Annotated in this window: 1 protein-coding gene; it reads left to right on the top strand. The window is 40.5% G+C overall.

Annotation, left to right across the window (positions count from 1 at the left end):
* Positions 1–184: 184 nt before the first annotated feature.
* Positions 185–685, top strand: coding sequence for a pilin (locus ACTHUR_RS13775; protein ID WP_440399097.1), 501 nt, complete (start codon positions 185–187; stop codon positions 683–685).
* The last annotated feature ends 56 nt before the right edge of the window (positions 686–741 follow it).

The following is a 741-nucleotide window of genomic DNA, read 5'->3' as shown; positions in this document are numbered from 1 at the left end:
CACTTGGCACACAGACTGCTTGTAACAACACATCCGATAAGGCCCAAGCCTCAAAGCAGCAAGCCAGACGGAAGCTGTATATTCCTTCTTACTTATGGTTTACTCATAATACACAGTGCCAAGCACATTACGGACTTTTTACTTAAACACAATTATTCACACTTTCAAACTGGAGTTTTAAACAATGAAAGCAATCCAAAAAGGTTTTACCCTGATCGAATTGATGATCGTTATCGCGATTATCGGCATCTTGGCAGTTATCGCACTGCCCGCATACCAAGACTACACTGCACGTGCCCAAGTTTCTGAAGCCATCTCTTTGATGGAAGGTCAAAAGTCTGCTGTTGTTGAATACTATGCAGATAAAGGCGCATGGCCTACTAGTAATACCCAAGCAGGTATTGCAGATAAGGGAAGCATTAAGGGTAAATATGTTGATGAAGTAGAAATCGGAGCCAATGGTGTTATTACCGCCAAAATGAAAGCTGCTGACGTAAATAACGAAATTAAAGGCAAAACCGTATCACTTACTCCAACAGCAACTACAACTACAGGATCAGGTACAAGTGCCACAACAACTGGCAATGGATCTTTCACTTGGACTTGTAAATCAGGTACAACCAATGGCGTAGATCCAAAATTCTTACCTTCTTCTTGCCGTACTACGACAACTACTACAAATTAATCCTGGAACAGGTGGTTCTAGAAAATAATTTAAATATCTAACAAAAGATATTCGAC

The sequence above is a fragment of the Neisseria sp. P0021.S007 genome, assembly GCF_051956855.1.
This window is presented reverse-complemented; position numbering and strand designations above follow the sequence as displayed.